The organism is Sphingopyxis sp. H050, from assembly GCF_001468265.1.
Classification (GTDB): domain Bacteria; phylum Pseudomonadota; class Alphaproteobacteria; order Sphingomonadales; family Sphingomonadaceae; genus Sphingopyxis.
Genome location: NZ_LNRZ01000003.1, coordinates 482,338 through 505,236, shown reverse-complemented (window position 1 = coordinate 505,236; position 22,899 = coordinate 482,338). Strand labels below are relative to the sequence as shown.

Below are 22,899 nucleotides of genomic sequence, written 5' to 3'. Positions count from 1 at the left end.
ATCAGGCGCGCGCCGAAGGCCGAGAGGAGAATCACCGATGCGCGTGCTGCTGACCGGATCGTCGGGCTGGCTGGGGCGCTATCTGGCGCCACTGCTCGCCGAGAGCGGCCACCACGTCACCGGGCTGGACGTCGTTCCGGGGACGCATACGCAGGTCATCGGGACGGTCGCAGACCGCGCGCTGGTCGACCGGACGATGGGCGAGCACGGCATCGAGGCGATCATCCATGGCGGCGCGCTGCACAAGCCCGACATTGCGCGTTATCCGCGGCAGGCGTTCGTCGACACGAATGTGACGGGCACGCTCAACCTGATCGAGGCGGCGGTCGCGGCGGGGAACGACCGCTTCCTCTTCACCTCGACCACCTCGCTGATGGTGCGCGCCGACGTCCGGGCGGGCGCGGGCGAGGCGGGCGCGTGGTGGATGGACGAGGATTTCTCGCCCGTAGAGCCGCGCAACATCTATGGCATCACCAAGCTGGCCGCCGAGCAGGCGTGCCGGCTGGTTCACCGCGAGCATGGGATCAACGTCGCGATCCTGCGCACGGGGCGCTTCTTTCCCGAGGACGACGACACGCATGCGGCGCCGAGCGGCCCGAACCTGAAAGCGAACGAACTGCTGGGCCGCCGCCTGACCGTCGAGGATGCCGCGGCGGCGCATCTGGCCGCGCTGGACGCCGCGCCGCAGATCGGCTGCGACACCTTCATCCTCTCGGCCCCGCCGCCCTTCGCGAGGGAGGAGGCCGGGGAGCTGGCGCGCGACGCCCGCGCGGTGATCGCGCGGCACCATCCGGATGCGGCCGAGCTTTACGCTGCGGCCGGCTGGGTGCTGCCGGAGACCATCGACCGCGTCTACGACCCGTCGCGCGCCGAGCGCTGCTTCGGCTGGCGGGCGAAGACCGATTTCGGGAGCGTCTTGGCGGCGCTCCGCGAGGGCAGCCCCCTGCCCTTCGCGCACGACCCGGACTACACCTCCCCCATCATCGCCCAGGAGCGCGAAGCATGTATGTGCTGATCACCGCCAACCGCAATTATTCGAGCTGGTCGCTGCGGCCGTGGGTGCTGATGCGCGCGCTGGGCCTGGCATTCGAGGACCGGATCGAGCCCTTCGCCAAGCCGGTGAATTACGAGGCGTTCCGCAGCTTCTCCCCCACGGGCCAAGTTCCGGCGTTGCTGCACGAAGGGCGCACCATCTACGATTCGCTCGGCATCACGCTCTATCTCGCCGACCGGCACGCGGGCGTGTGGCCAAAGGATGTCGATGCGCGCGCCTGGGCGCAGTGTGCCACCGCCGAAATGCACAGCGGCTTTTCCGCGCTGCGCAATGATTGCACGATGAATGTCGGGGTGCGCGTGACGCCGAAGCCGATGTCCGATGCGCTGCGCACCAACGTCACGCGCATCCGCGAGCTGTTCGAGGAAGGGCTGACGAAGTTCGGGGGACCGTGGCTGGCGGGCGCGGACTTTTCGGCGGTCGACGCCTTTTACGCGCCGGTCGCCTTCCGCATCCGCACCTATGGCCTCGATGTCGGCGCCGGGCAGGCGTGGGTCGACCATATCCTGTCGCATCCCGCGATGCAGGAATGGGAGCGGCAGGCGCTGCTCGAAGAATGGCGCGAGGAGAGCCATGAAGCCGAACTCGCTGCGGCCGGGATGATTACGGCGGATTACCGGACGGCCTAGTCGGCGAGCGCCTCGCGAACTACCGCGATCCCCGCCTCGCGCTGCGCCTTCAATTCGGCCTTCAGCTTCGCGGGATCGCGCGCGAAGACGAAGCCGAAGCTCACCCCGCCCTCCTTGCCGATCGTCGCATGGTGGAGCTTGTGCGCCTGTACCAGCCGCTTGGCATAGCCGCGCCGCGGGACCCAGCGGAAATAGCGCTGATGGACCAGCCCGTCGTGCACCAGCGTGTAGATGATGCCGTAGAACAGGATGCCGAGCCCGATCCACGTCCCCGGCTCCCACCCCGACGCGCCGAGGATCATCGGGCTGCCGATCGCGAACATCGCAATGCTCATCGCGGCGCCGACGATGGCGAACAGGTCGTTTTTTTCGAGCAGGTGCCCGTGCGGTTCGTGATGGTCGCGGTGCCAGGCCCAGCCGAAGCCGTGCATGATATATTTGTGGCTCGCCCAGGCGACGAACTCCATCGCGACGACGGTGGCGAGGATCAGCAGGATGATGGCGGGCGTCGACATGGGGGGGATTATAGGCCGGTTGTTTGCGCGAGGCCACCTCCCTTCCTTTGTCATGCCGGACCCTTCGACACGCCCAGGACGGGCTTGATCCCGGACCTATTCCTGCCGTCGATGCCGTGGACCCCGGATCAAGTCCCAGGGTGACGAGCGAAGCATGAGGCGTTCCGCGACCGAAAATTGCGTTTTTGTGTCCCACTCGCTTGCATTGTTATGCGGGCAGCGTAAGTGAACCGCATGACTCGCCCCCGCACCCTGTATGAGAAAATCTGGGACGCGCATGTCGTCGAACAGCGCCCCGATGGCACCTGCCTGATCTTCATCGACCGCCACCTCGTCCATGAAGTCACCAGCCCGCAGGCGTTCGCGGGGCTTCGCGCAAGCGGGCGGACGGTGCGCCGTCCCGACCTGACCCTGGCGGTGCCCGACCATAATCTGCCGACCACGGCGCGCAAGGATGCGGCCGGAAACAAGCTGCCGATCGCCGACGCCGACAGCGCGGCGCAGCTGGCGGCGCTCGAGAAGAACGCGCCCGACTTCGGCATCCGCTATATCGACGCGGTCGCGCCCGAGCAGGGGATCGTCCATGTGGTCGGGCCCGAACAGGGTTTCTCTTTGCCCGGCACGACGATCGTCTGCGGCGACAGTCACACCGCCTGCCACGGCGGCATCGGCGCGCTCGCCTTCGGCATCGGGACGAGCGAGGTCGAGCATGTGCTGGCGACGCAGACGCTGCTGCTGCAACCCGCGAGGACGATGGAGGTGCGCGTCGAGGGCCAGGTCGGTCCCGGCGTCACCGCGAAGGACATCATCCTCCACATCACCGGCACCATCGGCGCCGCGGGCGGCACCGGTCATGTCATCGAATATACCGGCAGCGCGATCCGCGCGCTCAGCATCGAGGGCCGCCTGACCGTCAGCAACATGGCGATCGAGGGCGGCGCGCGCGCCGGGCTGATCGCGCCCGACGAGACGACCTTCGCCTATCTGAAGGGCCGCCCCTATGCGCCGAAGGGCGCCGACTGGGATGCCGCGGTCGACTATTGGCGGGGCCTCGCGACCGATCCGGGCGCGTCGTACGACAAGGTCGTGATCATCGACGCCGCCGACATCGCGCCAAGCGTGACCTGGGGCACCAGCCCCGAGGATGTCGTGCCGATCACCGGCACCGTCCCCGACCCCGCGAGCTTCGCCGATCCGTCGAAGCAGGCCGCGGCGGCCAAGTCGCTCGCGTACATGGGCCTCGAACCCGGCACGCGGATGCAGGATGTCGCAATCGAGAATATCTTCATCGGCAGCTGCACCAACAGCCGCATCGAGGACATGCGCGCCGCCGCCGCGATCGTGAAGGGCCGCAAGAAGGCCGCCAATGTCAAATGGGCGATCGTCGTCCCCGGCTCGGGCCTCGTGAAGGCGCAGGCCGAGGCCGAAGGGCTCGACCGCATCTTCACCGATGCGGGGCTGGAGTGGCGCGAACCCGGCTGTTCGGCGTGCCTCGCGATGAACCCCGACAAGGTGCCGGCGGGCGAACGCTGCGCCAGCACCAGCAACCGCAATTTCGTCGGCCGTCAGGGACCGGGCGCACGCACCCACCTCGTCAGCCCCGCGATGGCGGCGGCGGCGGCCGTGACGGGGAAGCTCACCGATGTGCGGGAGTTGATGGGATGACCCCGCTGGACAAGGTCGAAGGCCGCGCGATTCCGTTCGGGCTCAAGAATATCGACACCGACGTCATCATTCCCGCGCACTGGCTGAAGACCACCAGCCGCGAGGGTATGGGCAAGGGGGCGTTCGAGACGCTGCGCGCCGATCCCGGCAATCTGTTCGACAGCCCCGAATATAAGGGCGCGCCGATCCTGATCGCGGGCGACAATTTCGGGTGCGGGTCGAGCCGCGAGCACGCCGCCTGGGCGCTCGGCGACCTGGGCATCCGCGTCGTGATCGCGCCCAGCTATTCGGACATTTTTTCGGGCAATGCGGTGAAGAACGGCATATTGCCCGTCGTGCTGCCACAGGCGGCGATCGACCGGCTGATGGAGGTCGCGCAGACCGATCCGGTGCATGTCGACCTCGACACACAGACGGTGACGACGCCGTTCCAGGACCGCTTCATCTTCGAGATCGATCCCTTCCGCAAGATGTGCCTGCTCGAAGGGCTGGACGAGATTTCGCTCACCGAAAAGAGCGACGCGGCGATCGGCGCCTATGAAGCGAAGCTCGACGCCGAGCGTCCGTGGCTGCGCCCCGCCGCGGCATGAAATTCCAATAAGAGGAGACGATGATGAAGGCCCTTTTGTCGACCGCAACCGGCGGCCCCGAAACGCTGACCCTTGGCGAGCTGCCGCGCCCCACCGCGGGCAAGGGCCAGATCGTGATCGATGTGAAGGCCTGTGCGGTCAACTTCCCCGACGTGCTGATCATCGAGGATAAATACCAGTTCAAGCCCGAACGGCCCTTCGCGCCCGGCGGCGAGGTCGCGGGGCTGGTCGCCGAAGTTGGCGAAGGGGTAACCGAGTTCAAGGTCGGCGACCGCGTGATCGCGGGCTGCGGTAATGGCGGGATGACCGAGGCGGTCGCGGTGTCGGTGCACAATGTCTATCACCTGCCCGCGGCGCATGATTTCGCCGAGGGCGCCTCGCTGCTGATGACCTATGGCACCAGCATCCACGCGCTCGTCGACCGCGGGCATATCGCGGAGGGCGACACGCTGCTCGTGCTCGGCGCATCGGGCGGCGTCGGGATCGCCGCGGTCGAGCTGGGCAAGGCGTTCGGCGCGCGCGTCGTCGCGGGCGTGTCGAGCGAGGAAAAGGCCGGGATCGCGCGCGAAGCCGGCGCCGACGCGGTGGTCGTCTATGGCCGCCAGCCGTTCGACAAGGACCAGTCGAAGGAGTTGGCCAACAAGTTCAAGGAAGCGGTCGGCCCGAATGGCGCGAACGTCATCTATGACGCGGTCGGCGGCGATTATGCCGAGCCGGCGCTGCGCTCGATCGCGTGGGAGGGCCGCTATCTGGTCGTCGGCTTCCCCGCGGGCATCCCGCGCCTGCCACTCAATCTGACGCTGCTGAAGAGCTGCGACGTCGCGGGGGTCTTCTGGGGCGCCTTCGTGATGCGCGAGCCGCAGCGCAATCGCGCCAATATCGCGCGGCTGTTCCAGCTGTGGGAGCAGGGCAAGATCAAGCCGCGCGTCACCGGCACCTATGCGCTGGAGGATGGCGGCCAGGCGATCGCCAAGCTGGGCGACCGCAGCGCGGTCGGCAAGCTGGTCGTGACGATCTGAACGAACGCCCGCAACTCGCCGCATTCCGAGCAGGCGGTTAACCCTTTATCAGCCCCTCCCCCTTATGGCGGGATGACCGATATAGGGACCGCAGGTGCAGCTATGGCGAATCGCCAAACGGACAGTGATGGGCAGGCGGCGAGTCTCGCGAACATTTCGCGTACCCGCCGCGCGCAGCTCGTTGCCGAGTTCGAGGGCGAGCTGGGCATCGACCATAAGGCGCGGGCCTTGGCCGCCTATGAGGCGAAACGCTGGCAGATCATCAAGACCGCTATCGTCTGGGGCATCGCGCTGATGTTCTTCGCGATCGCCTGTCACCGCCTGTGGATCATGGGCAATGCGGTCGAGGAACCCTTTTCGAACCTCAACCCGATCGAGAATCTGTTCGGCGACAAGTGACGCCCCGGCCGCAGCCGGAATCGCCAGACCTCCGCGCCCGGACCAGCGCGCTTAGTAAACGCGCGCCTTCGGCTTGATATATTCGGCGTCGTCCGACAGCGTATATTCGTGGACCGGGCGGTAATCGAGGCGGACGCCGCCGCCCTTGCCGCCCCAGCCGTCGAACCAGCTGATCGTGTGCTTCATCCACGTCTTGTCGTCGCGGTTCGGGAAATCCTCGTGCGCGTGCGCCCCGCGGCTTTCCTTGCGGTTGTACGCCGAATGCATCGTGACGGTCGCCTGGCTGATCAGATTGTCGAGCTCGAGCGTTTCGACGAGGTCGGTGTTCCAGATCAGGCTGCGGTCGGTGACATGGACGTCGTTCATCCGCTGGTAGGTCTTGGTGAGCTTTTCCTTGCCCTCGGCCATCAGTTCGTCGGTGCGGAACACGGCGGCATGCTGCGACATCGCGCGCTGCATCTCGGTGCGGATTTCCGCGGTCGGCGAGCCGCCGGCGGCATTGCGGAAATGGTCGAGACGGCCGAGCGCGAGGTCGGCGCTGTCCTTGGGCAGCGCGGGCTGCGCGGCGCCAGGGGTCAGGATTTCCTTGAGGCGATGGCCAGTGGCGCGGCCGAAGACGACGAGGTCGATCAGGCTGTTCGAGCCCAGGCGGTTCGCGCCATGCACCGACACGCAGGCGGCCTCGCCGACCGCGAACAGGCCGGGGACGACGGTATCGGGGTTGCCGTCCTTCAGCGTGACGACTTCGCCATGATAGTTACAGGGGATGCCGCCCATATTGTAATGGACCGTCGGCACGACCGGCAGCGGCTGGCGCGTCAGGTCTACCCCTGCGAAAATCTTCCCGCTCTCGGTGATCCCCGGCAGGCGTTCCGCCAGCACCGCGGGATCGATATGGTCGAGGTGCAGATAGATATGGTCCTTGTGCGGGCCGACGCCGCGGCCTTCGCGGATTTCGAGCGCCATCGAACGCGACACGACGTCGCGCGACGCGAGATCCTTCGCCGACGGGGCATAGCGTTCCATGAAACGCTCGCCCTCGGAGTTGGTCAGATATCCGCCCTCGCCGCGCGCACCCTCGGTGATGAGAACGCCGGCGCCATAGATTCCGGTCGGGTGGAACTGGACGAATTCCATGTCCTGCAGCGGCAGGCCGGCGCGCAGCACCATGCCGCCGCCGTCGCCGGTGCAGGTGTGCGCCGAGGTCGCGGTGAAATAGCAGCGGCCATAGCCGCCGGTCGCCAGCACGACGGCCTGCGAGCGGAAACGGTGGATGCTGCCATCCTCCATGCACAGCGCGATCACGCCGCGGCACACGCCGTTTTCCATGATCAGGTCGAGCGCGAAATATTCGATGAAGAAGTCCGCGTCATATTTCAGCGACTGCTGATAGAGCGCATGGAGCATCGCGTGGCCGGTGCGGTCGGCCGCGGCGCAGGTGCGCTGAACCGGCGGGCCTTCGCCCATATTCTGCATATGGCCGCCGAAGGGGCGCTGGTAGATGGTGCCGTCGGCGTTGCGGCTGAAGGGCACGCCGGCATGTTCGAGTTCGTAGACCGCGGCGGGCGCCTCGCGCACCATATATTCGATCGCGTCCTGGTCGCCGAGCCAGTCGGAGCCCTTGACGGTGTCGTACATATGCCACTGCCAGTGGTCGGGGCTGTTGTTGCCGAGCGAGGCCGCAATGCCGCCCTGCGCCGCGACGGTGTGGCTGCGCGTCGGGAACACCTTGGTGATGCACGCGGTCTTGAGGCCCGCCTCGGCGCTGCCCATCGTGGCGCGCAGGCCCGATCCGCCGGCGCCGACGACGACGGTGTCATAGATATGGTCGATGATCTTATAGGCTTCGGTCATCTTACATGCCCCCCGGGGCGATACCGGCGGCGGGCGCCAGCGCGATGCGGACAATGGCGAAGATGCCGTAAGCGGCGCCGCCGATCGCGTAGAAGTTCAGCAGGACGAGCGCCAGCAGGCGCGTCGCTTCGCCGTGCACATAATCCTCAATCAGCACCTGAAGGCCGAGGCGCAGGTGCCAGAAGACGCTGATCACGAGCAGGATGAGCGCAAAGCCGACCGTCGGGTTCGACGCCCAGCGATGAACCTCGGCATAGCCGGTCGGCTGCAGCCGGAACATCGAGACGACGAACCAGGTGACGAGCAGGATGTTGCCGAGCGCGGTCAGCCGCTGTTGCAGCCAATGCTGCGAGCCATGCTGTGCGGACCCGAGTCCGCGGACCCGGCCGAGGCGCGTACCATTACCCATTGAGGGCCTCCGCGAAAATGTAGAGCCAGATCGCCGCCGTCGCGGCGATGCCGCCGATGATCACGAGCGCCGACCACAGCTTGTTGGTCTTGAGCTCGTAACCCGCGCCGGTGTCGAGGACGAGATGGCGCAGGCCCGAGAAGAGATGCTGGAAAAAGGCCCAGGTCAGACCGATCACGACGACCTTGCCGAGGATATTGGTCACCTGGTGAAAGGTGCTGATTTCGGGGCTGGGATCGCGCCACACGCAGGCGATGAAGGCGGCATAGGCCTCGGGCCCCGAAGCGATCGCGCCGAGCCACCAGAGGAACATCAGCGCCCCGACGATCGCGAGCCCGTCGCCGCTCGCGCGGTGCAGGATCGATACCGCCATCGATGGCGCCCATTTATACACCTGAAGGTGCGGCGAGAGCGGCCGTGCGCTCGGTTCCTTGCCAGCCATATCAGCCCCGTTTAGTGACTCTGTCGGTCGATGGGCGTCGGTTTAGCGCGGTCGCCGCGATATGCAATTGCTTAGGGGGCGTATGGGCAAGAATATCTTTGGGCCATGTTGAGCCGCCGCGATCATCTTGCCGCGCTGGCGGCGATGGCGGCCGCCCTGCTGCCCGCCCCGAAACTCCGTGCATTGGAGAGCATCATGGAAGAAGCCGATCCGCAATATGGCCTCATCGGCCAGATGCTGGCGCAGCCCGGACAGCGCGCCGCGCTGATCGCGATCCTGTCCGAGGGAACGGGCGCGATGCCCGGCAACATCGCCTATCTGATCGGCGAGGACAGCGCGAACCCCGACGCGATCTGGATCGTCGAGCTGTGGGACAGCAAGGAGTCGCACGCCGCATCGCTGCAATTGCCGGGGGTGCAGGAGGCGATCCGCAAGGGCCGCCCGCTGATCGCCGGATTCGGCACTCGCGCCGAGTTCAAGCCGGTGGGGCGATCATGAATAAGCCCCTCCTGAAGAGGAGGGGCGGAGTGGTTTCCCGGCCGGAAATGCTATCCAGGGCTGCGCGGATGCGGAGGGAACCGACCGCCCGAAAAATGGCTTTGGCGCCATCTGTCGGGATCCAAACTCGGTGGGCTAAAATTTCGCCGGCAAGCGATCATAGATTTCCGCATCGTCGATTTCCTCTGCCCATCCAAGGGTTTGGTTATCGAAATCGACGGCAGCACCCATGATCGTGAAGCCGACGAGGCGCTGGACCGCGCCATGGCCGAGCAATATGGCTATGCAACCATTCGCATCACCAACGAGGATGTTCGAAACAATATGGACGGCGTGTTGCAGCATATCGAAGCCGAAGCGTTGAAGTTGGCCGACCGCTGGCCCCAACCCAGACCCTCCCCTGACCGGGAAGGGCTTTCTAAATGACCGACATTGAATCGCTGACCGAAGCCGATGCCGCCAACGAACTGATGCGGCTCGCGAAGACGATCGCGCATCACAACAAGCGCTATCACGCCGAGGATGCGCCGGAGATTTCGGACGCGGAGTATGACGCGCTCGTCCGGCGCAACAATGCGCTGGAGGCCGCCTTCCCGGCCCTGATCCGGGCCGACAGCCCGAACGCGCAGGTCGGCGCCGCGGTCGAAGGCTCGCCGCTCGCCAAGGTGGCGCATGCGCAGCGGATGATGAGCCTCGACAATGCGTTCGCCGCCGAGGATGTCGAGGAATTCGTCGCGCGCGTGCGCCGGTTCCTCAATCTGGGCGAGAGCGAGACGGTCGCGCTGACCGCCGAGGACAAGATCGACGGGCTGTCCTGTTCGCTGCGCTACGAACAGGGCCGGCTGGTGCAGGCGGCCACACGCGGCGACGGCAGCGTCGGCGAGGATGTGACCGCCAATGTCCGGACGATTTCGGACATTCCGCAGGCGCTGAAGGGCGACGCGCCCGACGTCTTCGAGGTCCGGGGCGAGGTCTATATGGCCAAGTCCGATTTTTCGGCGCTGAACGCGCGCCTGCTCGCCGTGGCCGACGATCCCGAAAAGGCGCGCCAGTTCGCCAACCCGCGCAACGCCGCGGCGGGATCGCTGCGCCAGAAGGACGCCGGCGTCACCGCATCGCGGCCGCTGCGCTTCCTCGCGCACGGTTGGGGCGAGGCGAGCGCGCTGCCTGCCGATACCCATTATGCGATGATGAAGCAGATCGCGGCGTGGGGCGTTCCCGTCTCACCGCTGCTGAAGCGCTTCGAGAGCGTCGCCGAGGTGCTCGCGCATTACCGGACGATCGAGGCCGAGCGCGCCGAGATGCCGTACGACATCGACGGCGTCGTCTACAAGGTCGACCGGCTCGACTGGCAGCAGCGGCTGGGCTTCGTCGCGAAGGCGCCGCGCTGGGCGATCGCGCATAAATTTCCCGCCGAACGCGCGCAGACCACTTTGGAAGCCATCGACATCCAGGTCGGACGCACCGGCAAGCTGACCCCGGTCGGGCGGCTGACCCCCGTCACCGTCGGCGGCGTCGTCGTCTCGAACGTCACGCTCCACAACCGCGACGAGATCGGGCGGCTGGGGGTGCGGCCGGGCGACCGCGTCGTCATCCAGCGCGCAGGCGACGTGATCCCGCAGGTGGTGGAGAATCTGACCCGCGACGAGGAACGCGCCGCTTATGTGTTCCCCGACCATTGCCCCGTGTGCGGCAGCGAGGCGGTCGCCGAGGAGGGCGAGGTCGACGTCCGCTGCACCGGCGGCCTGATCTGCAACGCGCAGAAGTTCGAGCGCCTGCGCCATTTCGTCAGCCGCGGCGCGCTCGACATCGAGGGGTTGGGCGAGAAGAGCATCCAGGAATTTCTCGACCTCGGCTGGCTCGACAAGGGACCGGCGGACATCTTCCGCCTGAAGAACCACCGCGACGAGCTGCTCGGACGCGAGGGGTGGAAGGAAAAGTCGGTCAACAATCTGTTCGCCGCGATCGAGGCGAAGCGCGCGCCCGACGCAGCGCGGCTGCTGTTCGGGCTGGGTATTCGGCACGTGGGCGCCGTGACGGCGCGCGATCTGCTCAAAGGGCTTGGTGACATTGCGCTGCTGCCCGCCAAGGCGGCGGAGATTCAGGCCTGGCTCGACGCCAACCCGCAAGCCGAGGGCGAATCCGACGGCAAATATCAGACGCGCAAGATGGACGCGATCAAGGCGATCCTCGAAGTGCGCGCCGACGGCATCGGGCCGGCGGTGGCCGAAGCGCTGGGCGATTTCTTCCACGAGCCGCACAATCGCGCGCTGTGGGACGATCTGCTGAGCGAAGTCTCGCCGCCGCCCTATGTGGTCGAGACGCGGACAAGCGAGGTGTCGGGGATGACGGTCGTCTTCACCGGCAAGCTCGAAACGATGAGCCGCGACGAGGCGAAGGCGCAGGCCGAGGCATTGGGCGCCAAGGCCGCGGGCAGCGTGAGCGCGAAGACCGATCTGGTGGTCGCGGGGCCGGGTGCGGGGTCGAAGCTGAAGCAGGCGAGCGCGCTCGGGATCAAGGTGATCGACGAAGCCGAATGGGCGGCGATCGTCGAGGCGGCGGGATGATGATCCTCCCCGGCACGGGGAGGGGGACCACGAAGTGGTGGAGGGGCACCATCGGGAAACGCAGCGTGTGACACCGCGTGCCCCTCCACCATCCTTCGGATGGTCCCCCTCCCCCGGTGGGGGAGGATCGGCTATTGTCGCGTGCGCGCCATCACAGACGGCGCGCATAAAATGCTGTGAAGGGGCGGACATGGCAAAGAATGACTATCTCGAAACGCTGATGCACGACCTCGAATCGCACACCGAGGTGCGGCGGTTCGGGAGCGGGTGGCTGTCGGGTTTCTTCGGGCTGCTCTTCGCGATCAGCGGCTTCTTCATGGTGATCGCGCTGCGCTTTCCCGACTGGTTCGCAACCCCCGAGCTGGAGGTCGTCAAGAGCTGGACGGGCTTTCGCGGTGCCGTCCACATCGTCCTGCTGGTCAGCTACGCGTTGTCGCTGCTCAGCCTGCTGCTCCGCCCGCGCAAGGTGCTGGGGCTCACCGCGCTGATGATCGGGCTCGGCGCGGCGCTGCTCGGCGGGTCGAACGTCCAGCCGCAGGAGACGCGCGACTGGGGGATTTTCTTCGGGCTCGACTTCTTTGTCGTCAACCTGCTCGTCACCGGTTTCATGTTCGCGCCGCTGGAGCGCGCCTTCCCGCACCGCCGCGCGCAGCGCCTGTTCCGCACCGAATGGCGCGAGGATCTGTTCTATTATCTCGTCAGCACGATGTTCGTGCAGGTGCTGGGCTTCCTCGCGCTGGCGCCGCAGCAGTTCGTCAACGCGCACACGAACAGCTGGGACGCGTTCCGCGCCGGGGTGGCGTCGCTGCCGTGGATCGTCCAGTTCGTGATCGTGCTCGTCGCGTCGGACCTTGCGCAATATTGGTATCACCGGCTGTTCCACAAGGTGCCGTTCCTGTGGGGCTTTCACGCGGTGCATCACAGCGCCAAGTTGATGGACTGGCTCGCCGGATCGCGGATGCATTTCGTCGAGATCATCCTGCTCCGCGCGATCACGTCGCTGCCGCTCTTCACGCTCGGCTTCTCGCCGTCGGTGATGCAGGCCTATATCGGCTTCGTCTATGTCTGGTCGTCGCTGCTCCACGCCAATGTCGGGGGCAATTTCAACCGGCTGGGCCACTGGATCGCGACCCCGCGCTTCCACCACTGGCACCATGGGCTGGAGCGCGAGGCGTTCGACGTCAATTTCGCGATCCACTTTCCGTGGCTCGACAAGATTTTCGGAACCTTCCACCTGCCAAAGGACCGCTGGCCCGAAAATTACGGCATCCCCGAGGATGTGCCGAAAAGCTATTGGGGCCAGTTCCTCTATCCCTGGACGCGGACGGGCAAGAAGATCGAAGAGACACCGGCGGAATAGGACAAACTGTCCGCTTGCCAGCATCGCGGGCGCACCATAAGGCGCCGGCCGTGGGCATCCTCGCCGTCTTTCGCCGTCCGGGCATCCTGCTGCTGTTGCCGCTGATCCTCGCGCTCGCCGCGCGGGTGCTCGTTGCGCCGGGCTGGATGATCGAGAGCGACGCCGCGGGATCGATCACCGTCCGGGTCTGTTCCGATCCGTCGAATCCGGGCGCGACACTGACGATCCCGCTCCAGAAGGCGGGCGATCACCAGCCCGGCGAGGGCCAGCAGCATTGCCCGTGGGGCGCGCTGGCCGCGGCGCCGATCGTCCCCGACCTGCCGGCGCTGCCCGAAAAGCTCGCCGCAGTCGAACCCGCGCCCGTCGCGGTCCCGTCGCTCGGCTATGCACCGGGCGCCGCCTCGCCGCTCCCGCCGAGTACCGGACCCCCCTACTTCGCCTGATCCAGCCTGAATTGCCGCCCGCGCCCAACAGCGCGGCGCGGCCCCATGCCTGTATCCGGGGAAGATTCTTTCGATGAAGACCATTGCCAATCGCGCGGCGCCCTTGCTGGCGCTTACCGCCTGTCTTGCCGGCTCGCCCGCCCATGCCGACGAGGCCGACGCCACCATCATCGTCACCGCACCGACGGCGACCGACGCCGCCGAAGAACGCGCCGCGCGCACGCCGGGCGGCACCGATGTCGTCTCCTACCAGGATTATGCCGACAAGTCGGTCGTCAGCCTGCGCGACACGCTCGCCTTCTCGCCGGGCGTCTATCTCCAGCCGCGCTACGGGCAGGAGGTGCGCATCTCGATCCGCGGTTCGGGCCTGTCGCGCGGGTTCCATATGCGCGGGCTGACGCTGCTGCAGGACGGGGTGCCGATCAACCTCGCCGACGACAATGGCGATTTCCAGGAGCTCGAGCCGATCTTCTTCGACCATCTCGAAGTCTATCGCGGCGCCAACGCGCTGCGCTTCGGGGCGGGGACGCTGGGCGGCGCGGTCAATGGCGTGACGCCGACCGGACGCACGGCGCGAGGTTTCTACCTGCGCGGCGACGTCGGCAGCTTCGACAGCTATCGCGGGCTCGTCTCGGCCGGCGTCGCCGGCGAGCGCGTCGATGCGTGGGGTGCGGTCAGCGCCGACACGTCCGACGGCGACCGCGACCATGTGCAGCGCCGCAGCTTTCGCTTCCACGGCAATGTCGGGCTGAAACTCGGCGACGTCGTGTCGACGCGATTCTACGCCAGCTACGCCGACATCAAGCAGGAGATTCCCGGCGCGCTGACCTATAATCAGGCGCTCACCACCCCGCGCGCGGCGAGCGCAGCGGCGGTGGCGGGCGACCAGGCGCGCGACATCGTGTCGCTGCGGCTGCAGAATCGTACGACGTTCGATTGGGGGGCGTTCAAGCTCGATGTCGGGGGCTTCGTCAACGCGAAGTCGCTCTATCATCCGATCTTTCAGCTGATCGACCAGGATTCGCTCGATCTCGGCGGCTTCTTCCGCGCCGATTATGCCGCGGGTCCGGTCGAGGTGACGCTGGGCGGCGAATGGCGGCGCGGGACGACCGACGCCCTGCAGTTCGTGAACATCGCCGGCCGCCGCGGCGCGCTGACCTTCGACGCCGACCAGACCGCGCGCACCGCCAATATCTATGGCGAGGTGCGGGTGCGGCCGGTCGAAAGGCTGACCCTGATCGCCGGCGGCGTCTATGCCGATGGTTTCCGCAAGCGGCGGGTCAATGTGTCGACGTCGCGCGATGGCCGGATCGATTTCGACGCCTTTTCGCCCAAGCTCGGCTTGCTGTTCGAACCGGGTGAAAATGTGCAATTCTTCGCCAACTACAGCCGCTCGGCGGAGTTTCCGGGCTTCGGCGAAGTGTTTCAGACGATCGGGACGCCGCCGGTCAGCCAGCTCGTGTCGACGATCCGCCCCCAGCGCGCCTGGACGGCCGAGGCCGGCACGCGCGGCAAGGCGGGCATCGCCAGCTGGGATCTGGCGCTGTATCGCTCGACGCTGAAGGGCGAATTGCTGCAATTCACCACCAACGCCAGCATCCCGGCGGCGACCTTCAACGCCGACCGCACGCGGCATCAGGGGGTCGAGGCGGCGCTGGAGATCGCCCCAACCGAGTGGTTGCGGCTGCGGCAAGTCTATACCTACAGCGACTTCCGTTTCCGGGGGGACAGCCAGTTCGGCGACAATCGCCTGCCCGTGGTGCCGCGCCACGTCTATCGCGCCGAGGTGCGGATCGGGAGCGACGCGCTGCATGTCGCACCCAATGTCGAGTGGGTGCCCGACGGTCCCTACGCCGATTACCGCAATCGGGTGCAAACGCCGGGCTATGCCTTGCTCGGCGTAACCGGCGGCGCGCGGATTGCCGCGGGGATCGACGCTTTTGTCGATGTCCGCAACATCACGGGCAAGAAGGCGATCGGCGACATCAGCGCGGTGATTGCCGCGACGACGCCGTCGGTGGTCACGCCCGCGGCATCGGCGATCTATTATCCGGTCGAGCGCCGCGCGGTCTCCGCCGGCTTGCGCGCGCGCTTTTGAGGCAGGAGGAGGGGGATGACCGACACCAATCCGATTCCGCTCTATCGCACGATCTGGCGCTGGCATTTCTATGCCGGGCTGTTCGTTATCCCCTTCGTGCTCATGCTGTCGCTGACGGGCGCGGCCTATCTGTTCAAGCCGCAGATCGACCGCTGGGAGGAGCGCGCCTGGCGCGGCCTGCCCACCGCGGGTGCGGTCGACGCCGATGCACAGGTCGCCGCGGCGCTCGCCGCCAATCCCGGCGCGAGCTTCCACCATTATCGCATTCCCGAGGCGGCAGGCGACGCCGCGATCGTCCATGTCGGCCTGGCCGGCGGCACAATGCGCGACATTGCGGTGTCGCCGCAGGGGCGCGTGATCGGCTCGGCCGATCCCGATGCGCGCTGGTCGGCGTGGCTGGCGCGCCTGCACGGCAGCCTGCTCGCCGGGCGCATCGGCGGCCTGCTCGTCGAGCTGGCGGCGAGCTGGGCGATCGTGATGATCGTGACCGGCGTCTATCTCTGGTGGCCGCGCGGGCGGGGGCTGGCGGGGGTCGTCTGGCCGCGGCTGTCGCTCGGCGGCCGCGCGGCGCTGCGCGATCTTCATGCCGTCACCGGCTTCTGGGTGTCGGGCCTCGCGCTCGTCCTGCTCCTGACCGCGCTGCCGTGGACCGACATCTGGGCCAGCGGCTTTCGCATGGTGCGCGCCGAGATGGGCTGGGTAGCGGGCGTGCCCGACTGGAAGGGGGGCGCCGACCCGCACGCGGCGCACGACCATCATGCGATGGCGGCGGCACCCGCTCCGCAAACGCCGGCGCACCGCGCGCCGCTCGCCTATATCGTCATGCGCGCCCGCAATGAACATATGCCAGCGCCCGCGATCATCCAGCCGCCGGGCGCGCCCAACCTGTTCGGGCCGCCGAACGGCGATGTGTGGACGCTCACGACGCTGACCCAGAACCGGCCGCTGGTGCGCAAGGTCGGCTACGATCCCGAAACGAGCCTCGAGGTTTCGCGCAGCGGCTTTTCCGACAAGCATCCGATCGACCGGGTCGTCGGCTATGGCATCGCGTGGCACGAGGGGCAGCTCTTCGGCCTTGCCAACCAGCTGGCCGGCGTCGCCACCGCGCTGGCGATGATGACGCTCGCCATCTCGGGCTTTCTGATGTGGCGCCGCCGCAAGCCGGCCGACGCGCTCGGCGCGCCGCAGCCCTCGCGCGATCCGGCGCGGCTGAAAGGCGTCGCGGCGATCATGCTGTTGCTCGCGGCGTTCCTGCCGCTGCTCGCCGCGTCGCTGGTCTTGCTGTGGATCGTCGATCGGTTCATCTTGCCGCGCCTTCCCCGCGCGGCGCGATGGCTTGGAGTCGCTCGCGCGTGAAGGTTTCATTTGAAACCAGTTCATGTTAGGCTTCCGCCGATGAAAGACGGCTTTACCCATGTCCACGAAGTGCCGCCGCCGGGCGCCGCGGCCGACTGGACGATTGCGCAGAATTGGGACGCCTTCACCGCCGACGAGCATGCGATGTGGGACCGGCTGTTTGCGCGCCAGTCGGCGATGCTGCCGGGCCGCGCGTCGGAGGCGTTCCTGCGCGGCATCGACGTGCTGAAGCTCGAAAAGCCGGGTATTCCGGATTACCGCGAGCTCAACGCGCGGCTGATGGACGCGACGGGGTGGCAGGTCGTGGCGGTGCCGGGGCTCGTTCCCGACGACGTCTTCTTCGACCATCTCGCGAACCGGCGCTTTCCCGCGGGCAATTTCATCCGCACCCCCGAACAGCTCGACTATCTGCAGGAACCCGACGTCTTTCACGACGTCTTCGGCCATGTCCCGATGCTCGCCGATCCGGTGTTCGCCGACTATATGGTCGCCTATGGCGAAGGCGGTCTGCGCAGCCTGAAATTCGATGCGCTGAAACAGCTGGCGCGGCTTTACTGGTACACGGTCGAATTCGGCTTGATCCGCGAGGCCGGGGGGCTGCGTATCTATGGCGCGGGGATCGTGTCCTCCTATGCCGAAAGCGTTTTCGCGCTCGATTCGGACAGCCCGAACCGCATCGGCTTCGACCTCGCGCGCGTGATGCGGACCGATTACCGGATCGACGATTTCCAGCAGAATTATTTCGTCATCGACAGCCTCGACCAGTTGCTCGACACCACGGTGAACACCGACTTCGCGCCGCTCTACGCCGCCAATGCCGCGCTGCCGCCGATTCCGATCGCCGACATTTTGCCCGGCGATGAGGTGATCACCCGCGGCACGCAGGATTATGCGCTGGGGAAAGTCTAAGCGCTTCCTTCATTTCCGTTCGTCCTGAGCTTGTCGAAGCCTGTCCTGAGCGACTGACAAGTCAGTCGAAGGGGGCTGTCTTCTCTTGACGCCGAAAAAAGAGCGGTCCTTCGACAAGCTCAGGACGAACGGAGGAAGGGCGCTTTGCTTACCAGCTCCCGAAACTGGCATCCGACGGGCTTGCCCGGTGGAAGGCGCGCTCCTTGCGGCGCCAGCCATAACGCCGCCGTTTGACGAGCAGCAGGCACGGCCATTCGGCGCTGCCGCCCCGCGCCGCGAGGCGAAAGCCCTGCGCGCGATAGGCGGCAAGCACCGGCTCCATCTGCCGCGCGATCAGCCCGGCGAGGATGGCATGGCCGCCGGGCGCGGTCGCCGCGCCGATGTCGGGCGCGAGCGTGATCAGCGGCCCGGCGAGAATGTTCGCGATGACGAGGTCGTAAGGCGCGCGGTGGCGGATCGCGGGATGATCCGTCCCCGGCGCGACCGCGAGCGCGAGCCGCCCGCCGCCGCGGCCGAGCGGCACGCCATTGATCGTCGCATTGTCGCGGGTCACGATGATGCTCGCGGGATCGATGTCCGACGCGATCACCTTGGCGCGCGGCCATAGGTGCATCGCCGCGAATGCGAGCAACCCGGTGCCGGTGCCGATATCGGCGATGTTGCGCGGGCTCGCGCCCTGCCGCGCCAGCCGGTCGAGCATGGCGAGGCAGCCCGCGGTGGTGTCGTGGCCGCCGGTCCCGAACGCCTGGCTCGCATCGATCAGGAAGGGCACCGTGCCGGCCGGCACGCGGTCGGCGTAGCTGCTGGTGTGGACGAAGAAGCGGCCGGCCTGCACGGGATCGAGCCCCTGCTGCGACAGGGTGACCCAATCCTCTTCGGGCAGCTCCTCGACGCTTGCCTTCGCGCCCTTCGCGCTCGGGACCAGCGCCTGCAACAGTTTGAGCAAGGCGGCGCTCGGCTTCAGATCGACATAGGCGTCGAGCTGCCACAGCCCGGCATCCTCATCGATCTCGCGCGTGACGACGACGGGGGCCTCCGCCAGCACATCCAGTTCGGGAATTTCGCCCGACAGCGCCTCGGCCTCGTCGCGGGTACAGGGGAGCGAGACGAGCCAGCTCATCTCAGCGGACGTAGCTCGCGCCGTTGACGTCCAGCACCGCGCCGGTCATCGACGCGGGCGCGTCGAGCGCGCACCAGCGCGCCATCTCGCCGACCTCATCGGGCATCGCGACGCGGCCGAGCGGGATGTCGGCGAGCAATTTGTCGCCGCCGCGGCTCGCCAGATATTCGTCGGCCATGCCGGTCATCGTGAAGCCCGGACAGATGGCGAAGGCGAGGATGCCGTCCTTCGCATAGCCGCGCGCGATCGTCTTGGTCATTGCGACCATGCCGGCTTTCGACGCCGCATAATGCCAGTGCGCGGGGCTGTCGCCGCGGTAGGCGGCGCGGCTCGCGATGTTGACGATGCGGCCGCCCGATTGGCGGCCGTGCCAATGCTGCACGGCGCGGCGGCAGAAAAGCGCGCTCGCGGTGAGATTCACCTGCATCGTGCGCTCCCAGCCGGCGAGCCAGTCGGCGTCGTCGGCATCGACCGGGTTCGCCTCGAAGATGCCGGCGTTGTTGATCAGCACGTCGATGCGGCCATCGAGCCGGTCGAGGCTGGTCTGCCAGAGCGTGCCGGGAGCCGCGGGGTCGGCGAGGTCGCCATCGGCGCTCGACAGCGCGACGATTTTCGTCGCGTCGGCGGTCAGCGCTTCGGCGATCGCGGCGCCGATACCGCGGCTCGCGCCGGTGATCAGGATATGGGTCGTCATCCCCCCGCCTTAGGGCAGGGGCACGGCACTTGCCAAGGTCAGGCGACCCGGCGGCTGAACTCGCTCGCGGCCTTTTCCAGCGACTGGAGGCGGTCGCCCATCTTGGCGAATTCCTGGCTGAGCGTGCTGATCTCGCCCGCGACCATGCCCGAATCATTTCTGATCGACGCGATTGTCGAGGACATCGAATCGGCGGCGAGGGCGGTTTCGTCGACCGCGGCGGTGATCGAGGTGACGGTCTGCGCCTGCGCGTCCATCGCGTCGCGAATGCGCTGCGCCGACTGCTGGACTTCGAGCACGGTATGCTGGATCGACTGGTTCGCGGCGACCGAACCGCGGGTCGCCTGCTGGATCGCGGTGATCTTGCCCGCGATGTCGTCGGTCGCACGCGCGGTTTCGTTGGCGAGGCTCTTCACCTCCTGCGCGACGACCGCGAAGCCGCGGCCCGATTCGCCCGCGCGCGCGGCCTCGATGGTGGCGTTCAGGGCGAGGAGGTTGGTCTGGCCCGCGATCTCGCGGATCAGGCCCAGGATCGATTCGATCGATTCGGCGTGGCGCGACAAGGCTTCGGACATGGCGACGGCTTCGCCCGCCTGTTCGGAGGCGCGCGTCGCGACGCTGGCCGAGGCTTCGACTTCGCTGCGCGCGTCCTCGATAGCGCGGATCAGGCCCGCGGCGGTCGAGGCGGCCTCGCGCATGGCGATCGCAGATTGTTCGGACGCGGCGGCGACTTCGCTGGTCTTGGCGATCATGCCCTTCGCGGCCTGATCGGCCGAGGCGGCCTGCTTCGACAGCTGTTCGCGCGCCAGATCGGTATCCTGCACCAGCGAGGCGATCGAGCGGTCGAAGTCGCCCGCGAGCGACTGGCGCTCGGTCGAGATGACCGCCCGGTCGAGCTTGGTGGCATAGCGCTGCATGATGTCGAACTCGAGCAGCGCAAGCCGGTTGATCGCGCTCGTCAGCCGCGCCTGACGCTGCGTGTCACCCGAACAGGCGTCGATGACGAATTCGATCGTCAGGCGCAGACTCTCGGCGATGCACGACATGACCGAGGCGAGCGGCAGCTTCACGCGGCGCGCCATATGCGTGTTCTGACAGGCGATCGTCGCAACCTCCTGCCCGGCGGCGTCGCGATATTTGGTTTCGGTGTGGCGCGCGCTGCCCTTCACATAGGATGCGAGCAGCTCGCCCTCGACCTTGCGCTCGATGCCGGGCAGCGCGTTGAAGGCGTCCCAATAGGCGCGCGCGATATGCTCTTCGCGGCCCGCGATGATGCCATAGATTTCGGCGGCGTCGGCGGCGAGGCGACCGTCGAGATCGTAGAAGGGGAAGCGATCGGCCATCAGCACCGGATCGATCTGCTGCTTATGAATCGGATTTTCCTTCGCCATGATCCTGCTTCCCTGACCCATCTTCGGACGTATGGAATCTGCCGTCCCAGATCGTCCGCGAAACTTGTCACCGGGATATGCGGGGAAGATGGTAAAAGGGGCGTTAACCGGCGCCCGGGATTCTGGGGCGTTCAGCGGCGCTCTTCGTGCTGGATCGGGTAGCCTTCGAACGCCTTGATCGTGCGCAGCGCGAAGGCGCTGTGCATCGACGCGACGCCGGGCAGGCGTGACAGGCAGTGGCGGTGCAGCCGGTCGAAGTCGGCGACGTTGCGCGCCGCGACGCGCAGGCGATAGTCCGACGCCCCCGACAGCAGCTGGCATTCGAGGATTTCGTCGAAGCTTTTGACGGCCGCCTCGAACGCGGTCAGCGCTTCCTCGCTCTGCGAGGTCAGGCTGATATCGACGAAGACGTCGAGGCCGAGGCCGATCCGTTCGGGGTTCAGCCGCGCAGTATAGCCGGTGATATAGCCGCCGGTCTCGAGCGCGCGGATCCGTCGGTGGCACGCCGACGCCGACAGGCCGACGATCTCGCCGAGTTCGGCGGTCGGGCGCGGCCCGTCGCGCTGCAGCAACTCAAGCAATTTACTGTCAATTCGATCAAGCATCGTGCGCCATTTACCTGATTGGTGCAAAATATGTGCATCTGTATCGATCGAGCGGCGAGCATATGCAAGCACCTCGCGCGCGCTTTCTGCTATAAGCCCGCGGCATCGGCCCCGGCCTGTGACGGCCCGGTCCCGCGATGGAGAGCGAAGATGATCATCGGCACCCCCAAGGAAATCAAGAATCACGAATATCGCGTCGGCCTGACGCCCGAAAGCGCGCGCGAGCTCGTGGTCCACGGCCATCGCGTCCTGGTCCAGACCGGCGCCGGCGAAGGCATCGGCGCTCATGACCGCTATTATGTCGAAGCCGGTGCCGAGATCGTGCAGACCGCCGAGGAAATCTTCGCGACCTGCGAGATGGTGGTGAAGGTCAAGGAGCCCCAGCCCGTCGAGCGCGCGATGCTGCGCCCGGGGCAGATTCTCTACACCTATCTCCACCTCGCGCCCGATCCCGAACAGACGCTCGACCTCATGAAATCGGGCGCGATCTGTATCGCCTATGAAACCGTGACCTCCCCGCATGGCGGCCTGCCGCTGCTGAAGCCGATGAGCCAGGTCGCAGGCCGCATGTCGATCCAGGCCGGCGCCACCGCGCTCGAAAAGGCGCATGGCGGCCGCGGGGTGCTCCTGGGCGGCGTCCCCGGCGTCGCGCCCGGCAAGGTGTGCGTGATCGGCGGCGGCGTCGTCGGCTTCAACGCGGCGCAGATGGCGGCGGGCCTCGGCGCCGACGTCACCATCCTCGACCGCGACCCCGAAGTGCTCGAGCGCGTCGGCACCTTCTTCGAGGCGCGCGCGAAGACGCGCTTTTCCAACCGCGCGAACCTCGCCGAATGCGTTGCCGAGGCCGATCTCGTCATCGGCGCGGTGCTGATCCCCGGCGCCGAGGCGCCGAAGCTGGTGAGCCGTGACATGCTGAAGACGATGCGCCCCGGATCGGTGCTGGTCGACGTCGCGATCGACCAGGGCGGCTGCTTCGAGACGAGCCATGCGACCACGCACGCCGACCCGACCTATGTCGTCGACGGCATCGTCCATTATGCGGTCGCCAACATGCCGGGCGCGGTCGCGCGCACCAGCACCTATGCGCTCAACAACGTCACCCTGCCCCACGCGCTGCGTATCGCCGACCTGGGGTGGAAAGAGGCGCTGAAACGCGACGAGCATCTTGCGCAGGGACTCAACGTCTGGAATGGTAAGGTGACGTTCGAAGCCGTCGCCGAAGCGGTCGGAACGGACTATGTGCCTGTCGATCAGGCGCTCGCCGGATAACAAGGACTTAGTG

The 22,899-nt window shown here is 67.0% G+C and carries 23 protein-coding genes; 15 read left to right on the top strand and 8 right to left on the bottom strand.

Going from position 1 to position 22,899, the window contains the following annotated elements; genetic code table 11:
* Positions 1-37: 37 nt before the first annotated feature.
* Both ATE67_RS08565 and ATE67_RS08560 read left to right on the top strand, forming a co-directional pair.
* Complete coding sequence (locus ATE67_RS08565) at positions 38-1,015, top strand: NAD-dependent epimerase/dehydratase family protein (protein ID WP_058816290.1); 978 nt, start codon at positions 38-40, stop codon at positions 1,013-1,015.
* Entirely contained in the window at positions 1,003-1,683 is a 681-nt protein-coding gene (locus ATE67_RS08560) for a glutathione S-transferase family protein (protein ID WP_058816289.1), read from the top strand. The genes ATE67_RS08565 and ATE67_RS08560 overlap by 13 nt, the downstream gene beginning before the upstream one ends.
* Here ATE67_RS08560 and ATE67_RS08555 read toward each other — a convergent pair.
* Positions 1,680-2,198 carry a sterol desaturase family protein gene (locus ATE67_RS08555; RefSeq protein WP_058816288.1) on the bottom strand — a complete coding sequence of 173 codons (519 nt, stop codon included), beginning with the start codon at positions 2,196-2,198 and terminating at the stop codon, positions 1,680-1,682. The two genes, ATE67_RS08560 and ATE67_RS08555, sit on opposite strands and share 4 nt — an antisense overlap.
* A gap of 234 nt (positions 2,199-2,432) precedes the next feature.
* On the opposite strand from ATE67_RS08555, the gene leuC reads away from it, so the two are divergent.
* The 4 genes from leuC (at position 2,433) to ATE67_RS08535 (ending at position 5,871) form a co-directional block, all read left to right on the top strand.
* Positions 2,433-3,863, top strand: coding sequence for a 3-isopropylmalate dehydratase large subunit (leuC, locus tag ATE67_RS08550; protein ID WP_058816287.1), 1,431 nt, complete (start codon positions 2,433-2,435; stop codon positions 3,861-3,863).
* Positions 3,860-4,453 carry a 3-isopropylmalate dehydratase small subunit gene (gene leuD, locus ATE67_RS08545; RefSeq protein WP_058816286.1) on the top strand — a complete coding sequence of 198 codons (594 nt, stop codon included), beginning with the start codon at positions 3,860-3,862 and terminating at the stop codon, positions 4,451-4,453. The genes leuC and leuD overlap by 4 nt, the downstream gene beginning before the upstream one ends.
* Positions 4,454-4,476: 23 nt before the next feature.
* The gene (locus ATE67_RS08540) at positions 4,477-5,472 is read left to right on the top strand and encodes an NADPH:quinone oxidoreductase family protein (RefSeq protein WP_058816432.1); all 996 of its coding nucleotides are present in this window, start codon (positions 4,477-4,479) and stop codon (positions 5,470-5,472) included.
* 102 nt (positions 5,473-5,574) lie between these two features.
* On the top strand, positions 5,575-5,871 hold the full coding sequence (locus ATE67_RS08535) for a hypothetical protein (protein WP_058816285.1): 297 nt from the start codon (positions 5,575-5,577) through the stop codon (positions 5,869-5,871).
* 51 nt (positions 5,872-5,922) lie between these two features.
* Here the strand turns inward: ATE67_RS08535 and sdhA are convergent, their stop codons facing one another.
* From sdhA to sdhC, 3 genes are read right to left on the bottom strand one after another with little or no spacing between them, the layout of a single operon-like run.
* Entirely contained in the window at positions 5,923-7,725 is a 1,803-nt protein-coding gene (gene sdhA, locus ATE67_RS08530) for a succinate dehydrogenase flavoprotein subunit (protein WP_058816284.1), read from the bottom strand.
* Between the two features lies 1 nt (position 7,726).
* On the bottom strand, positions 7,727-8,134 hold the full coding sequence (sdhD, locus tag ATE67_RS08525; RefSeq protein ID WP_058816283.1) for a succinate dehydrogenase, hydrophobic membrane anchor protein: 408 nt from the start codon (positions 8,132-8,134) through the stop codon (positions 7,727-7,729).
* Entirely contained in the window at positions 8,127-8,576 is a 450-nt protein-coding gene (gene sdhC, locus ATE67_RS08520; RefSeq protein WP_058816282.1) for a succinate dehydrogenase, cytochrome b556 subunit, read from the bottom strand. Before sdhC ends, sdhD begins: the two co-directional genes overlap by 8 nt.
* A 105-nt stretch (positions 8,577-8,681) precedes the next feature.
* Here sdhC and ATE67_RS08515 point away from each other — a divergent pair, with 105 nt between their 5' ends.
* The 8 genes from ATE67_RS08515 to phhA all read left to right on the top strand — a co-directional run bounded on the left by ATE67_RS08515 (position 8,682) and on the right by phhA (position 17,807).
* The gene (locus ATE67_RS08515) at positions 8,682-9,074 is read left to right on the top strand and encodes a putative quinol monooxygenase (protein WP_082660274.1); all 393 of its coding nucleotides are present in this window, start codon (positions 8,682-8,684) and stop codon (positions 9,072-9,074) included.
* A 60-nt stretch (positions 9,075-9,134) separates the two neighbouring features.
* The gene (locus ATE67_RS20970) at positions 9,135-9,500 is read left to right on the top strand and encodes an endonuclease domain-containing protein (RefSeq protein ID WP_331458752.1); all 366 of its coding nucleotides are present in this window, start codon (positions 9,135-9,137) and stop codon (positions 9,498-9,500) included.
* Positions 9,497-11,641, top strand: a complete 2,145-nt coding sequence (gene ligA / locus ATE67_RS08505) for an NAD-dependent DNA ligase LigA (protein WP_058816280.1) — start codon at positions 9,497-9,499, stop codon at positions 11,639-11,641. Before ATE67_RS20970 ends, ligA begins: the two co-directional genes overlap by 4 nt.
* Positions 11,642-11,831: 190 nt before the next feature.
* Positions 11,832-13,001, top strand: coding sequence for a sterol desaturase family protein (locus ATE67_RS08500; RefSeq protein WP_058816279.1), 1,170 nt, complete (start codon positions 11,832-11,834; stop codon positions 12,999-13,001).
* A gap of 50 nt (positions 13,002-13,051) precedes the next feature.
* Complete coding sequence (locus tag ATE67_RS08495) at positions 13,052-13,444, top strand: hypothetical protein (protein ID WP_156416954.1); 393 nt, start codon at positions 13,052-13,054, stop codon at positions 13,442-13,444.
* 73 nt (positions 13,445-13,517) lie between these two features.
* On the top strand, positions 13,518-15,542 hold the full coding sequence (locus ATE67_RS08490) for a TonB-dependent receptor family protein (protein ID WP_058816277.1): 2,025 nt from the start codon (positions 13,518-13,520) through the stop codon (positions 15,540-15,542).
* 15 nt (positions 15,543-15,557) lie between these two features.
* Positions 15,558-16,898, top strand: a complete 1,341-nt coding sequence (locus ATE67_RS08485) for a PepSY-associated TM helix domain-containing protein (RefSeq protein ID WP_058816276.1) — start codon at positions 15,558-15,560, stop codon at positions 16,896-16,898.
* Positions 16,899-16,937: 39 nt separating this feature from the next.
* Entirely contained in the window at positions 16,938-17,807 is an 870-nt protein-coding gene (phhA, locus tag ATE67_RS08480; protein WP_058816275.1) for a phenylalanine 4-monooxygenase, read from the top strand.
* Positions 17,808-17,955: 148 nt separating this feature from the next.
* Here phhA and ATE67_RS08475 read toward each other — a convergent pair whose 3' ends face one another.
* The 4 genes from ATE67_RS08475 to ATE67_RS08460 form a co-directional block, all read right to left on the bottom strand.
* Positions 17,956-18,927 (bottom strand): 50S ribosomal protein L11 methyltransferase, encoded by a 972-nt coding sequence (locus ATE67_RS08475; RefSeq protein ID WP_058816274.1) that lies wholly within the window; start codon positions 18,925-18,927, stop codon positions 17,956-17,958.
* Between the two features lies 1 nt (position 18,928).
* Positions 18,929-19,621 carry an SDR family NAD(P)-dependent oxidoreductase gene (locus ATE67_RS08470; RefSeq protein ID WP_058816273.1) on the bottom strand — a complete coding sequence of 231 codons (693 nt, stop codon included), beginning with the start codon at positions 19,619-19,621 and terminating at the stop codon, positions 18,929-18,931.
* A 38-nt stretch (positions 19,622-19,659) separates the two neighbouring features.
* Positions 19,660-21,012: a methyl-accepting chemotaxis protein gene (locus ATE67_RS08465; protein WP_058816272.1), complete on the bottom strand. Its 1,353-nt coding sequence runs from the start codon at positions 21,010-21,012 to the stop codon at positions 19,660-19,662.
* A gap of 131 nt (positions 21,013-21,143) precedes the next feature.
* Positions 21,144-21,617: an Lrp/AsnC family transcriptional regulator gene (locus ATE67_RS08460; protein WP_058816271.1), complete on the bottom strand. Its 474-nt coding sequence runs from the start codon at positions 21,615-21,617 to the stop codon at positions 21,144-21,146.
* A 150-nt stretch (positions 21,618-21,767) separates the two neighbouring features.
* Here ATE67_RS08460 and ald point away from each other — a divergent pair, with 150 nt between their 5' ends.
* Positions 21,768-22,886 carry an alanine dehydrogenase gene (gene ald, locus ATE67_RS08455; protein ID WP_058816270.1) on the top strand — a complete coding sequence of 373 codons (1,119 nt, stop codon included), beginning with the start codon at positions 21,768-21,770 and terminating at the stop codon, positions 22,884-22,886.
* The last annotated feature ends 13 nt before the right edge of the window (positions 22,887-22,899 follow it).